Source organism: Pseudomonas sp. GW821-FHT09D08, assembly GCF_059416305.1.
Window position 1 is genome coordinate 167,682 of sequence record NZ_JBWKOX010000002.1, and the last position, 14,129, is coordinate 181,810.

13 protein-coding genes are annotated in these 14,129 nt (G+C 62.6%); 4 read left to right on the plus strand and 9 right to left on the minus strand.

What is annotated here, in order from left to right; genetic code table 11:
- Positions 1-39: 39 nt before the first annotated feature.
- Genes aauS through AC07OP_RS03775 form a run of 3 tightly spaced genes read left to right on the plus strand, consistent with a single transcriptional unit; the run spans position 40 to position 3,613 of the window.
- A complete protein-coding gene (gene aauS / locus AC07OP_RS03765) occupies positions 40-1,941 on the plus strand; it encodes a two-component sensor histidine kinase AauS (protein ID WP_368962184.1) in 1,902 nt (633 codons plus the stop codon).
- Entirely contained in the window at positions 1,938-3,275 is a 1,338-nt protein-coding gene (gene aauR / locus AC07OP_RS03770) for a two-component response regulator AauR (protein ID WP_495100937.1), read from the plus strand. The genes aauS and aauR overlap by 4 nt, the downstream gene beginning before the upstream one ends.
- On the plus strand, positions 3,275-3,613 hold the full coding sequence (locus tag AC07OP_RS03775; RefSeq protein ID WP_495100936.1) for a GlpM family protein: 339 nt from the start codon (positions 3,275-3,277) through the stop codon (positions 3,611-3,613). Before aauR ends, AC07OP_RS03775 begins: the two co-directional genes overlap by 1 nt.
- Positions 3,614-3,831: 218 nt before the next feature.
- Here AC07OP_RS03775 and AC07OP_RS03780 read toward each other — a convergent pair whose 3' ends face one another.
- The 6 genes from AC07OP_RS03780 to AC07OP_RS03805 all read right to left on the minus strand — a co-directional run bounded on the left by AC07OP_RS03780 (position 3,832) and on the right by AC07OP_RS03805 (position 11,290).
- Complete coding sequence (locus AC07OP_RS03780; RefSeq protein WP_027604606.1) at positions 3,832-5,229, minus strand: sigma-54-dependent transcriptional regulator; 1,398 nt, start codon at positions 5,227-5,229, stop codon at positions 3,832-3,834.
- Positions 5,219-6,988 carry an ATP-binding protein gene (locus tag AC07OP_RS03785; RefSeq protein ID WP_495100935.1) on the minus strand — a complete coding sequence of 590 codons (1,770 nt, stop codon included), beginning with the start codon at positions 6,986-6,988 and terminating at the stop codon, positions 5,219-5,221. Before AC07OP_RS03785 ends, AC07OP_RS03780 begins: the two co-directional genes overlap by 11 nt.
- On the minus strand, positions 6,988-8,112 hold the full coding sequence (locus AC07OP_RS03790; protein ID WP_495100934.1) for a GNAT family N-acetyltransferase: 1,125 nt from the start codon (positions 8,110-8,112) through the stop codon (positions 6,988-6,990). Before AC07OP_RS03790 ends, AC07OP_RS03785 begins: the two co-directional genes overlap by 1 nt.
- Before the next feature lie 130 nt (positions 8,113-8,242).
- Complete coding sequence (locus AC07OP_RS03795; protein ID WP_495100933.1) at positions 8,243-9,202, minus strand: alpha/beta hydrolase; 960 nt, start codon at positions 9,200-9,202, stop codon at positions 8,243-8,245.
- On the minus strand, positions 9,199-10,593 hold the full coding sequence (locus AC07OP_RS03800; protein ID WP_065938687.1) for an aspartate aminotransferase family protein: 1,395 nt from the start codon (positions 10,591-10,593) through the stop codon (positions 9,199-9,201). Before AC07OP_RS03800 ends, AC07OP_RS03795 begins: the two co-directional genes overlap by 4 nt.
- Complete coding sequence (locus tag AC07OP_RS03805; protein ID WP_027604610.1) at positions 10,586-11,290, minus strand: MtnX-like HAD-IB family phosphatase; 705 nt, start codon at positions 11,288-11,290, stop codon at positions 10,586-10,588. The genes AC07OP_RS03800 and AC07OP_RS03805 overlap by 8 nt, the downstream gene beginning before the upstream one ends.
- A gap of 226 nt (positions 11,291-11,516) precedes the next feature.
- On the opposite strand from AC07OP_RS03805, the gene AC07OP_RS03810 reads away from it, so the two are divergent.
- Complete coding sequence (locus AC07OP_RS03810; RefSeq protein WP_495100932.1) at positions 11,517-12,287, plus strand: MipA/OmpV family protein; 771 nt, start codon at positions 11,517-11,519, stop codon at positions 12,285-12,287.
- Between the two features lie 116 nt (positions 12,288-12,403).
- Here the strand turns inward: AC07OP_RS03810 and AC07OP_RS03815 are convergent, their stop codons facing one another.
- The 3 genes from AC07OP_RS03815 to AC07OP_RS03825 are packed head-to-tail and all read right to left on the minus strand — an operon-like array spanning position 12,404 to position 14,102.
- A complete protein-coding gene (locus AC07OP_RS03815) occupies positions 12,404-12,808 on the minus strand; it encodes a DMT family transporter (protein ID WP_027604612.1) in 405 nt (134 codons plus the stop codon).
- A complete protein-coding gene (locus AC07OP_RS03820) occupies positions 12,805-13,185 on the minus strand; it encodes a DMT family transporter (protein ID WP_065938684.1) in 381 nt (126 codons plus the stop codon). Before AC07OP_RS03820 ends, AC07OP_RS03815 begins: the two co-directional genes overlap by 4 nt.
- A complete protein-coding gene (locus tag AC07OP_RS03825) occupies positions 13,182-14,102 on the minus strand; it encodes an arginase family protein (protein WP_115487779.1) in 921 nt (306 codons plus the stop codon). The genes AC07OP_RS03820 and AC07OP_RS03825 overlap by 4 nt, the downstream gene beginning before the upstream one ends.
- Positions 14,103-14,129 lie beyond the last annotated feature (27 nt).

Sequence of the window (14,129 nt, forward strand, 5' to 3'; positions counted from 1 at the left end):
CCCCCCTTCGCCACAACTGGTTGACCCAAGGCATCTGTGATGAAATGCGACCCCAACCTCTATCGCGCCGCACCGCCATCACTTGCCGTGAAACCTCGTCTGATTCGCCAACTGTTCCTGCCGCCGTTGATCATCGCCCTGATGATCGGTCTGGGTTATATCGGCTTCTGGATCAGTGAGTACTACGGCATCCGCACCCTCAGCGACAACGGCGAACGCCAGCTGGAGCTGCATGCCCGCACCGTCGAGAGTGAAATCAGCAAATACACCTACCTGCCCAGCCTGCTGGAGCTGGAGTCGAGCGTCTCCAAGCTGCTGGCCGATCCGAACCAGGAAACCCGCAAAACGGTCAACGACTACCTCGAAGGCCTGAACCGACGCAGTCGCAGTCGGGCCATCTACGTGATGGACACCACCGGCCGCGTGCTGGCCACCAGTAACTGGCGCGATGCCGACAGTTACCAGGGTGAAGACCTGTCCTTTCGCGCCTATTTCCAGAATGCCGTGCGCGGCCAGCCCGGGCGTTTCTACGGCATCGGAAGCACCAACGGCGAACCCGGCTACTACCTGGCCCATGGCCTGGAAGAACACGGCAAGATCATCGGCGTGGCGGTGGTAAAAGTGCGCCTCGAAGCCCTGGAAGAGCGCTGGCAACGCGCGCGCCTCGAAGCCTTTGTGAGCGACGAGAACGGCATCATCATTCTCTCCAGCGACCCGGCTCGACGCCTCAAGGCGGTGCGACCGCTGAGCGACGAGACCAAGGATCGCCTGGCCCACAGCCTGCAATATTACTGGGCCACGCTCAACGAACTGGAACCCCTGGCCCGTGAGCGCTTGAATGACCGCAGCGAGAAGCTGACCTTCCCGGCCAACACTGAAGTGGTCAACGACGAGCACGAAGTCAGCTACCTGGCGCAAACCCGCCCACTCAATGACACACCGTGGAATTTCACCCTGCTCACCCCGCTCAACGACCTGCGCCGCGCGGCGATCAACCAGGGCATCCTGGTGGCTGTCGCGTTTGGCCTCGTCGCGTTTTTGCTGATTGCCTGGAACGAGCGGCGCAAAGTCATCGCCACCCGCCTCGCTGCGCGGGAAGCCTTGCAGGAAGCCAACAGCCAGCTGGAACGGCGGATCGCCGAACGCACCGCCGACCTGCGTGCCAGCAACGAGCGGCTCAAGGGCCAGATCCGCGAACGGCGCCAGGCCGAGGAAACCCTGCGCCGCGCCCAGGATGAACTGGTACAGGCCGGCAAGCTGGCGGCCATCGGCCAGATGTCCACCAGCATCGCCCATGAACTGAACCAGCCGTTGGCCGCGCTGCGCACCTTGTCCGGCAACACCGTGCGCTTCCTCGAACGCGGCGCGCTGGACACCGCCAGCGCCAACCTCAAGACCATCAACGAGCTGATCGACCGCATGGGCCGCATCACCGCCAGCCTGCGCTCCTTTGCCCGACGCGGCGATGACCAGGGCGAAGCCAGCCTGGCCAAGGCCGTGGACGCCGCGTTCCAGGTCCTCGGCCCACGCCTGGACAGCCTGCCGCTGAGCCTGCACCGCAACTTTGCCCCGGCCCAACTGCAGATCGACCAGACGCGCCTGGAACAGATCCTGGTCAACCTGATCGGCAACGCCCTCGACGCCATGCAGGCACAACCGGCTCCCGAGTTGTGGCTGGAAGGCAGCGCCGCCGAGGGCAAATACCGCCTGCTGGTGCGCGACAACGGCCACGGCATCGACGCCGAGGCGCGCAAGCATCTGTTCGAACCCTTCTTCACCACCAAACCCGGCGAGCAAGGCCTGGGCCTGGGCCTGACCCTCTCCGCCAGCCTCGCGGCGGCCACCGGCGGCACCCTCGCCGTGGAGCACCCGGCCGGCGGTGGCACTGCCTTTGTCCTGAGCCTGCCGCTGGTGGGCGCTCAACAAGCTGAGTCGACATGAATATTGATCCTCAAGACCTCACCGTGCTGATCGTCGAAGACGACCCCCATGTGCTGCTCGGCTGCCAACAGGCCCTGGCGCTGGAAGACATCCCCAGCGTGGGCGTGGGCAGTGCCGAAGAAGCGTTGAAATGCATCGGCGAGAACTTCGCCGGCATCGTGATCAGCGATATCCGCCTGCCGGGCATCGACGGCCTGGAACTGCTCACCCGTCTCAAGACCCTGGATAAAAGCCTGCCGGTGGTGCTGATCACCGGGCATGGCGACATCTCCATGGCCGTCGGCGCCATGCGCAATGGCGCGTACGACTTCATGGAGAAACCCTTCTCCCCCGAGCGCCTGGTCGACGTCGCCCGCCGCGCCCTGGAACAACGCGGGCTGGCGCGGGAAGTCTGGTCGCTGCGCCGCCAGTTGGCTGAGCGGGATTCGCTGGAAGGCCGCATCATCGGTCGCTCGCCGGCCATGCAGAACCTGCGCGAGCTGATCGCCAACGTCGCGGACACCTCGGCCAACGTGCTGATCGAAGGCGAGACCGGCACCGGCAAGGAACTGGTCGCGCGTTGCCTGCATGATTTCAGCCGCCGGCACGCCCACCAGTTCGTCGCCCTCAACTGCGGCGGCCTGCCGGAGAACCTGTTCGAAAGCGAGATTTTCGGCCACGAAGCCAACGCCTTTACCGGCGCCGGCAAGCGCCGTATCGGCAAGATCGAACACGCCCATGAAGGCACGCTGTTCCTCGATGAAGTGGAAAGCATGCCGATCAACCTGCAGATCAAATTGCTGCGAGTGCTGCAGGAGCGCACCCTGGAACGCCTGGGCTCGAACCAGAGCGTGGCCGTGGATTGCCGGGTGATCGCCGCCACCAAGTCCGACCTCGACGAACTGAGCCGCGCCAGCCAGTTCCGCAGCGACCTGTACTACCGCCTCAACGTGGTGACCCTGGAACTGCCGCCCCTGCGCGAACGCCGCGAAGACATCCTGCAACTGTTCGAACATTTCCTGCAGCAGTCATCCCTGCGTTTTGACCGCACCGCGCCGGAACTGGACAACCAAACCGTGTCCAGCCTGATGAGCCACGACTGGCCCGGTAACGTGCGTGAACTGCGCAACGTCGCCGAACGCTTCGCCCTCGGCCTGCCCGCCTTCAAGAAAAGTGGCAACAGCAGCAGCGGCCAAGGCCTGGCCTTTACCGAGGCGGTCGAAGCCTTTGAACGCAACCTGCTGGCAGACGCGTTGCAACGCAGCGGCGGCAACCTGACCCAGGCCAGCCAGGAACTGGGCATGGCCAAGACCACCCTGTTCGACAAGGTCAAGAAATACGGGTTGAGCCACTGATGGATCTTTTTTTGAAAGCCGCCCTGGGCGCGGCGGTGGTGCTGATCCTGGCGGCACTGGCCAAGACCAGGAACTACTACATCGCCGGGCTGGTGCCGCTGTTTCCGACCTTTGCGTTGATCGCCCATTACATCGTCGGCAAGAGCCGCTCGCTGGACGATTTGAAGACCACCATCCTGTTCGGGATGTGGTCGATCATTCCCTACTTTGTGTATTTGGCGACGTTGTATGTGATGGTGGACCGCATGCGGCTGGAGGCCTCTTTAGCCGTCGCAGCGGTAGCGTGGCTGATGGCCGCGACGATCCTGGTGAGTATCTGGGTACGCATCCATACCTGACCCGACTCGGTCAAACAATGTGGGAGGGGGCTTGCCCTACTGCCAGTCATTTAAGGCTTTTTGTAGGAGCGAGCTTGCTCGCGAAAAACTCACAGGCGCCGCGTTCATTCAGGAAGCACGCGTTATCATTGACGTTTTTCGCGAGCAAGCTCGCTCCTACAGAAGGCGATGTACGCTTAACTGACTGACATTAGGGCAAGCCCCCTCCCACATTTTAATCAGCGGACTATTTTGTCGACCTGGATGCCCAGTTTCTTCAGGCGATACCAAAAGCTCCTTTCGGAAATTCCTATCTTCGCCGCCGCCGCAGCCTGCACGCCGTTGCTCTCCTGCAAGGCGGCCAGGATGTAGGCTTTCTCCACCTCCGCCAGCGCCGCATCCAGGTCCTGGGGAATCCCCGGCCCTTCGCTGAGGATCGCGGTCACGCCGCCTTCGCTGGGTTTGGAAGCAAACAGATAACCCGGTAAATCAATGTCTTCGATCACAGGCGTGGCGGCCACGATGGTCGCGCGCTCCACACAGTTTTGCAGCTCACGGATATTGCCCGGCCAGTGATACGCGGCCATGGCCTGCAACGCCTCAGGGCTGAAGCCGGTAATCCGCTTGCCGGCCGTGGCGCTGAGGGTCCGGGCAAAGTGGCGGGCCAGGGGCGCGATGTCTTCCACACGCTCACGCAGGGCCGGCAGCGGGATCGGGAACACATTGAGGCGGTAATACAGGTCTTCGCGAAACTCCTTGTTGGCCACCGCCTCCAGCAGGTTCTTGTTGGTGGCCGCGATCACCCGCACATCCACCTTGCGCTCGCGGGGGTCGCCCACCGGCTCGATCACCCGCTCCTGCAAGGCGCGCAGGATCTTGGCCTGCAATGCCAGGGGCATATCGCCCACTTCATCGAGAAACAGCGTGCCCTTGTCGGCCTGCTGGAAGCGCCCGACCCGGTCAGACACGGCGCCGGTAAACGCGCCCTTGCGATGACCGAACATTTCGCTTTCCAGCAGCCCTTCGGGGATCGCCGCGCAGTTGACCGCCACAAACGGCTTGTCGGCACGGCTGCCGTGCTTGTGGATGGCGCGGGCGACCATTTCCTTGCCGGTGCCGCTTTCGCCGGTCAGCAGGATGGTGGTGCTGCTGTCGCGCACCGAATCCACCGCCTGCAACACTTTGCGAAACGCCGGGCTGTCGCCCACCAGGCTGTCGAACTGCGCCTGCTCATCCAGCTCGGCGCGCAGGCGCGCGTTGTCGCGCATGATGTCGCGAAACTGCAGGGCCTTGGCCACGGTGATGTCCAGCTCGTCGATATCGAACGGTTTGGCAATGTAGTCGTAGGCACCGTTGCGCATCGACTGCACGGCGTTTTTCACCGTGCTGTAGGCGGTCATCACGATCACCGGCACGTGGGGATAACGCACCTTGATCTCGGCCAACAAGGCCGGCCCGTCCATGCCCGGCATGCGCCAGTCACTGATCACCAGGTCGATGTCTTCCTGTTCCAGCACCTTGAGCGCATGCAGGCCGTTGCCCGCAATGAACACCTGCACGCTGTTCTGGCCCAGGGCCGACGCCAGCAGGTCGCAGAGCTTGGGTTCGTCGTCGACTACCAGAATGTTATGCGTCATGACTGTCCTCGTCGTCTTCGCCTGTCGCTGGAATGTACAGGCTGAAGGTGGCGCCGGCATCGTTTTCGCTGGCGCATTCGATGCTGCCGTCGTGACTTTCCATGATCGAATAGACTTTGGCCAGGCCCAGGCCCGTGCCCGAGGCCTTGGTGGTGACGAATGGCGTAAAGATACGCTCGATCATCTCCGGCGCGATGCCCTGGCCGGTGTCGGCGATGGCGATGACGGTGTTGTCGCCCTCGCTGCGGATGCCCAGGGTCAGGCGCCCGCCTTCAGGCATGGCATCGATGGCGTTGAGAATCAGGTTGAGGCAGGCCTGCTTGAGTTGCTTGGCATCGGCGTAGATCGTCGCCCCCGGCGCCTGGTCGTCAATCTGCGCGTCGATGTTATGGCTGGCCAGTTCCGGCGCGCAGAAGCCCAGGATCTCCTCCACCAGCGGACGGGCCGGCTGCAGCACGCGCAACGGTGGGTTGGGTTTGGCAAAGTCGAGGAACTCGGTGATCAAGTCATTGATGCGGCTGACTTCGCTGATCACATATTCCAGGTGGCGCTTGTCGGCGTCCGGCAGGTCAACGCGGCGGTGCAACAACTGGGTGGCCGTCTTGATGATGCCCAACGGGTTACGGATCTCATGGGCAAGGCCCATGGCGACTTCGCCCAGGGCATGCAGGCGATCGCGCCGGCGCAGTTGGGCTTCGAGGTGGTGCAGCTCGCCCAGGCGCTCGGTCATATGGTTGAAGGTGCTGCTCAATTGCGCCAGTTCGTCGCCGCCGCTGACCAGCACGCGGTGCGCGTAGTTGCCTGAGATCACCGCGCCCACGCCTTCGGACAAGTCCCGCAACGGCTTGGTCAGGCGCCGTGACACCAGCACCCCCGCCGCCAGGGACAGCGCCGAGCTGAGCAGGAAAATCAGCACGAACAGATTGCTCTGGTTCACCAGCCCCACCAGGCTGGTATGGCGCAGCAGGCCGCTGAAAATCACGCCTTGGAGGTCACCGGCGTCGTTGAAGATCGGCCAGTACAACCCGCTGTAACTGTTGGTGAACTGCTCGCTGGGCTGCTTGGTACTGCGCATCGCGGTCTCGACACTTTTCGGAATGCGCGCAGGATGGTCCACGAAGCGCTGGGTCGAAAATATCTCCGAGAACCCTTCGGGGTTGGCCAGGTACAGGCGCAGGTCGAGGGAATGCACATCGGCCACGCTGGTGAGAAAGCTGCTGTCCAGGTAGGTCGCCACCAACAGGCGGTAGTCGACGCCGTCCTGGCTGGTTTCGAAGGTCGAGACCACAATCCCGGTGCTCACCCCTGCCACTTGCACGGTCTGCAGCACCGCGTTGCTGGTCAGGCTGATCTGTTTGACGATGTCATCGGAAGCCGTGCTGAACACCACCTTTTGATCGCTGGTGCGGATCAGCGCCACCACGTCGATGTCGGTGGCATCGGCGATGTCTGCGGTCAGCCGGTCATGCTTGGCCGCCTGCCGGCTCGAGGGCGGGCTGGTGTAACGCAGGAACAGCTTGGCCATGCGCGCGTTGTCGTGAAGGATGTCGCCGATCTCGTCCTTGACGATCTTGGTCGATTCCTGCAGCCAGATACGCACGTTGCTGTCGAAAATCTGCGACAGCGTGGTCGCCGCCAGCTCCGCCGCGATCATGGTGGGAATCACGCTGACCAGCCAGAACGCCAGCACCAGCTTGCGCTGGACGCTCCAGCGCGAAATGGCAAAGGGGCGGGCTTTCTGGCGGGTCTTGGTGATCATCAGGTTTCGCTTATCGCAGCAGCCATGGCAGGGTCGGAACGATCCGGTCGAATAAACAGTTTTACAAGCGCGAGCAGGCCGTTGACCAGCCGGTTGCGGTGGCGGAAAAACACACTGTTGCCCTGGAACTCGCAGCCCAGGCGCAGCTTACTGGCATAGCCGGCCTGGCCGCACTCATACACCGCAATATTGTGTTGAATACAGTAGTCGACGTTGGTCAGCCAACTGCGGAAGTACAGGTTGTAGTCACGGGTGAACGCAACGTCATGGGCGAAAAACTTGTCCACCAGCCGGTGCTCGTCCAGCAGCAGCAGGTTGAACGCCACCAACTGCTCGTCGACCCAGTAAAGAACACAGACGGCGCGATCGCCAAGACGTTCCAGCACGCCGGTGAAATAGCCGGCAGGCAGGCGTTCGAACTGCAACTCGGCGCGCGTCAGCGTGGCTTCATACAGGCGCATGATCTCGGGCAGCACGTCGTCGATATTGCCGCGCCACTCCACCCGCGGTCCAGGTGCACGCAGCTTGCGGCGCAAGTCCTTGCGGGTGGATTTGCCCAGCGAGCCGAGGTAGGCGTCCACCGAGCCGTATGGCAGCGGCAACACCCCGGTGGGCAAGCCCGGCATGCTTTGAAAACCCGCCACCCGGCAACTGTCGAGCCAATGGGGATCCTGGCTGGGTGCATCCTTGACCGCCAGCAGGCCGATACCGAAGTCATCGGCATCCTGGCGCGCGGCTTCCAGCAAGTGTTTGAGCAACAACGGACGACGCGACTCGGGTACGCCACTGGCCACCCCGGCGTCGCAACGCTCGGCCACCGGGGAGCCAATGGCATACAGGCCCAATTGCAAAACACCCGGCCACAGCCGCTCCACACGTTCGGCCAAACGCTTGCCGGCGCCCGACACCGTGGTGTCGAGGCGATAATGGGTGATGAAGGCGGCTGCCACGGCCACCAGCGTTCCATCGTCGTAAACCGCCAGGTAGCGCCATTGGAAATCATCGATGGCGGCGTTTTCCACGGCGACGTAATAGTCCCAGTCTTCCAGGGCACCGGGAAAACAGTCGTTCCAGGCGCTACGCTGGAGGGCCCGGATGGACGGGAAGGCTTGGGTGGTGATCACATCGTTTCCCTTGTTATGGCTGGCGAGCTTGCTGTGGTGAGCGGCTTATTGTGGTGAGCGGGCTTGTTGTGGTGAGCGGGCTTGCCCCGCGCTGGGCTGCGAAGCAGCCCCAAACCCAGGCACCTCAGTTCTAACTGGACGCATGCAGTGTCAGTGATGGGGCGGCTTCGCCGCCCGGCGCGGGGCAAGCCCGCTCACCACAACAGCAAGCCAGCTCAACACAACAAGCACGCTCGCCACCCAGTAAGCCGGCGTCCACAAACGCGGTGTGCCGTTCGACAAAGTCGGCACTCAACTCGATCACCCGGCGGTATTGCAGGTCGACGGTGATCATGTGGTAGCAGTTGTCCAGCAGGATCTTGGTCACCGGGCCGCCCAGGTGACGCTCCACGTAATCGGCGTTCCAGCGGCTGGTGATGTCGTCCTCAAGGGAGTGCAGCACCAGGGCCGGCACCTTGACCTTGGGCATGCGCTTCCTGACCACGGCGTTCATGCGGTGCAATTCGCGCACCGTGATGCCTTCCATGGTCAGCAAACCGGCTTCGCTGCTCTGCCCTTCCTTCATCTGCCGCTCGACGATTGCCCGCAGGCGTTCGTTCTTAATGCCGTAGGGTGGCTTCTCTTCGAAGCGGCAGATGTGCACGCCGAACGGAATTTTCATCAGCAGCGGCGTAAGGAATGCCAGCTTGTTGATGCTCCAGCCGTCGTACTTGAGGGTGGTGGAATACATCAACAGCCCGGCAACTAGCCCAGGGTGCTCGGCAGCCACGTACATCGACATCACCGCGCCCATGGACAAGCCACCGACAAACACCTGCTCGTGGCGTTGCCTGACCTGCACGAAGGTCTTGCGCACGCCCTCGTACCAGTCCAGCCAGCCGGTGGCCTGCAGGTCGCTGTTGTCACCGCAGTGCCCGGCCAGGGTGGGCACGTACACCGTGCAATTACCCGCCTTGGCCAGGCCCTTGGCGACCTGGCGCAATTCCGTCGGGGTGCCGGTCAGGCCGTGGATCAACAGGATCCCGACCGGACCTTCACCGAGAACGAAACCGGCGCTGCCTTCACCGAGGTCGATCCCGGCGGCGTTCATCGTTGGGTCGCCCGTACCAGCAGTTGTTCGAGCAGCTTCAGGCCCAGTTCGATTTCCGGGTAGCTGATTTCCAGGGATGGTGCCAGGGTGATCACGTTTTTGTAGTAGCCGCCCACGTCGAGGATCAGGCCGAGTTTGCGGCCATCGACGACCATGTCGCCTTTCATGCCTTCTTCGACCATGTAGTCCAGGGTCGCCTTGTCCGGCGTGAAGCCGTCCGGGCCGCAGATTTCGCAGCGCAGGGCCAGGCCCAGGCCGTCGACGTCGCCGATGATCGGGAAACGTTTCTGCAGGTCCTGCAGGCCTTCGAGAAAGAACTTGCCCTTGGCCATGACCATCGCGCCGTAGTCGACTTCGTTGGTCATCTTGAACATTTCCAGGCCCACCGCCGTGCCCAATGGGTTGGAGGCGAAGGTCGAGTGGGTCGAACCTGGCGGAAAGATCTTCGGGTTGATCAACTCTTCACGGGCCCAGATGCCGCCCAATGGGTTGAGGCCGTTGGTCAGCGCCTTGCCGAACACGATCACGTCCGGTTGGACGTCGAAGTGCTCGATGGACCAGAGTTTGCCGGTGCGGTAGAAGCCCATCTGGATTTCGTCGGACACCATCAGGATGCCGTGCTGGTCCAGTACCTGCTTGAGTTCGCGATAGAAGTTCATCGGCGGGATCACATAGCCGCCGGTGCCCTGGATCGGCTCGACGTAGAACGCAGCGTATTCACTCTGGCCGACTTTCGGGTCCCACACACCGTTGTATTCGGTCTCGAACAGGCGCGCGAATTGCTGCACGCAGTGGCTGCCGTACTCTTCCTTGGTCATGCCCTTGGGACCGCGGAAGTGGTACGGGAACGGGATGAACTGCGCACGCTCGCCGAAGTGGCCGTAGCGGCGACGGTAGCGGTAGCTGGAGGTGATCGACGAGGCGCCGAGGGTCCGGCCGTGGTAGCCGCCTTCGAAGGCGAACATCAGGCTTTTGCCGTTGGTGGCGTTACGCACCACCTTCAGGGAGTCTTCGATCGACTGCGAACCGCCGACGTTGAAGTGCACGCGACCGTCGAGGCCGAATTTCTTCTTGGCGTCCACGGCGATCATTTCCGACAGCTCGATCTTGCCTTTGTGCAGGTACTGGCTGGCGATTTGCGGCAGGGTGTCGATCTGCTGTTTCAGCGCGTTGTTCAGGCGCGGGTTGGCGTAGCCGAAGTTGACGGCCGAGTACCACATTTGCAGGTCGAGGTAGGCCTGGTCTTCGGTGTCCCACACGTAGGAGCCTTCGCAACGGCTGAAAATACGCGGTGGCTCGATGTAGTGAACGGTGTCGCCGTAGGAGCAATACTTGGCTTCTTTATCCAGAAGGATCTGGTCTTCGGCGGTAGCGATGCGGATATCAGACATGATGGAAGAGTTCCTGATTGTCAGAAGAGGTGTTGAAGGTGGTGGCGTTGGCGGCGATGCCCTGAGGCAGGCGGGCCAGCAACGCAGGCACTTCGGCGAAGGTGTCGAAGCGCGCGTGAGGGATGTTGTTGGCCGCGCAGTACTGGGCGAGGCTGCCTTTGGCAAATACGAAGTCGGCGGTGGAGGCCACGCACATGTCCGACTTGCCGTCGCCGATCACCAGCACGCGCTTGTTGCGCGGGGTGGATTTGCACTTGCAGTTGCCGGACGCCGCACGGCAGGCATCGCTGGCATACGGGAAGTCGATGCGCCAGCTGTTCTGGTCGACCTGGCGCAGGCGGTTGGCAAGGATCGGCAGCAACGTCACATAGTTGCGCGACAGGATCCGCGCAATACCCTGTTCGATGCCGTCGCTGACCACTTCGAGGGAAGCGCCCAGGCCGAGCACGTGATCGACGAAGTCGGGGAAATCCGGGTCGATCTCGACACTGTCGAAATACGCCAGCAGTTCACTTGGGGTGGCCTTGATCAGCGCCAGTTGGCGGCTCAGGCATTCGCGGGAACCGATATGCCCATCCAGCCATTCCTGTTCGATGGTTTCCCACTCGGGGCCGGCGAAGCGTTGGAGGACGTTGTCGATGACATCGGTGGGGGTAATGGTCCCGTCGAAGTCACACACGATATGCCAGTGGATCATCTGCGTTTACCTTGAGGAGCGCGCTGTGTGCGCTTGCACAAGGGGTAGAGCAGGGAGTGTGCCAACTGGCTGAAGTCCAGCCGGGCTGGGGGTTCTGGCGTTAGCGGTGGAGATATGTGTCGTGCAAGCTACAATTTTTGTAGCTCGCTACAAACAAGATGAGTGCTTGCGCAAGGGATGCCCTTCGCGCGTTCATGCGCGCATGTCCAGATAAGGAAACCGCTCCATGTTCAAGGTTACAGCGACTGTATTTGCCGGCTTACTCGGACTATGGGGCTTTTCCAGTAGTGTCCTGGCAGCCCCGATCACCGGTGAAGTCGGCGCGGGCCTCAGTTATCAACCCCACGACCCCACCGGCAGCCGCTACGAAACCCGCCCCGTGCCCTACCTGGACCTGGACTGGGGCCCTGTCAGCCTGAGCACCGATGACGGCCTGACCTGGAGCGCCCTGAACACCAACGGTTTTACCGCCGGCCCCTACATCAACTACCTGCAGGGGCGTACTTCCAACGGCGAGCTGCAAGGCCTGCGCAATGTGTCGGACATGGCGGAAGTGGGCGGTTTCATACAATACGCGCCGGCCGACTTCTGGCGCGTGTACGCCCGGATGGGCCAGGCCGTGGGCGGCGGGCATTCGCAGAGCGGCGCGCTGGGCAAGGTCGGCGGCGAGCTGGGCTATCCACTGGGTGGCGGGATTATCGGCAGCAGCGGCCTGGCGGCGAATTTCGCCGATGCGCGCCAGACTCAAACCTATTTCGGGGTAGACGCCAATGAATCCGCGGCCTCCGGCATTCGCCCCTACAACGCCAGCGGCGGATTCCAGAACCTCACGCTGACCCAAAGCTTCGAGTTCCCCCTGGCCTCCCACTGGTCGCTGCTGACCAGCGCCAGCTGGATCCACCTAGTGGGCTCGGCGGCCAACAGCAGCATCGTCAAGGAGACGGGCGACGTGAACCAGGGCCAGGTACAGACGGCGATCAGCTACACGTTCGATTGATCACTTCGGACAATATGTGGGAGGGGGCTTGCTCCCGATAGCGCAGGGTCAGCCAATGTATACGGGACTGATCTAACGCTATCGGGAGCAAGCCCCCTCCCACATGGGTCCGTGTTTCAGTTTTCCTCGCCCTCGGCCAGCAGCGCTATACCGCCGATGATCACTGCCACCCCCACCCAATGCAGCGGGCTGATATGTTCCCCCAGCCCCAGCCACGAACCGAGCAACACCACCACAAACACCAGTGAACTCAGGGGAAACGCCAGGGACAGGCTGCTGCGCCGCAGGATCAGCATCCACACGAAAAACGCGCCGATGTAGCAGGCAATCGCCGCCAGGATTCCCGGGTTGCGCGCCACCTCGGACAACCACTGCCAGTTGAAATCCATCTGCCCCAGCTGGTCCCCTGCAACCTTGGTAAACAGCTGCCCGGCACTCTCGGTGCAGATCAGCAAGGCCCACAGCACCACCGTGCCGAGGCGCCCATGCAACCAACCGGTATGCATCGTTTGCGTACTCATGCCTGACTCCCAGCAATCGCTACCAGCATCACACCCAAGGTAATCACCAGCGTGCCCAGCCAACGGCGGCGGCTGACGGTTTCGCCCAGTACCACCTTGCCGGCCAGCACCACACCGCAATAGGCCAGGGCCGCCGCCGGGAACAACAGGCTCAACGGCGCACGAGACAGCGCTTCGAGCCATACGAAAAACTCGATCACATAGGCACCGATCCCCGCCCACAGCAACGGCGCATTGAACACCTGGCCCCAGAACGCATTCAGGCGAAAACCGCCCTCCAGCTCCGGCAAGCGGTCCAGGCCGAGCTTGAAACACAGTTGACCGATCACATCGAGCACGATGGAAAAGGCCACCAGCAACACCACAGTCAAGGTCACGGGAACAGCTCCTCAAACAGGTCGATCAAGGCTTCATTGGTGGCGGCGTTACGCTGCAGATCCTCCGGGCTCCAGCGCTCCGCGGGCGGCTGGTCGGACTTGGCTTCCCAACGCTTGAACGCGTTGCTGAACGCCGGCGTGGCGAACTCGCCGCACACGTCGATGCCGATGATGCGCTTGCGCGCCGCCAATGCGCGCAGGGCTTGCAGCAGATGGGTCAGGCGCATGCCGCCCTGGTCCCAGTTGGTGGCGGCGTCTTCACTGGCAAGCACGTCTTTGTCGATAGTGATCCAGATCGCTTCGGTGGGCAGGCTGCCGATCATCTGCTCGAGAAACGCAGCCCAGTCCAGCTCCGCCAGGTTGCGCCAGTGCAGGTGGTTTTCCTGCTGCTGGTGGCCGGCGCCATCGCCGACCCGGCCCCAGACTTTCGACGGCGGGTGCTGCCAGGGGAACAGTTGCAGGCGCCCGCGCTTGAGGGCACCGAGGTTGCCGCCACGCAGTTGCGGGTTATGCAGATCATCGCTGCATGGGCCGAGGGTGACGATGCGTTTGATCGCCGGCATGTTCAGTGCGCGGTTGACCCACGAGCCACAGTGTCGCCTGGGCGCAAAGCGCACCCAGTCGGGATGGTTGTCGAAGTGGATCAGGCTGATGGGTTCTTTCAGGTCGGCCAGAAACGCCGGCGTCAGGTGGTGATAATCGCCGGAACCGACGAACAGGATTTCCGGACGCGCATCCGTGGGCCGGGGCCGCTGGGCCAGGCGTTCGGCAAAGCGCTTCCAGGTTTTTTCGGTGGACCACAGGCGCAGCTTCGGGCCCAGGTCCAGCAGGTCGATACGCGTGGCACGGCCACTGGCCAAACGCCGGGCAATCGGTGCCTGACCGGTGAGGCTGTGGTCGAGGTCGAGAATGTTCAAGGTCATGTTTCCCCTATGGCTTTAGGG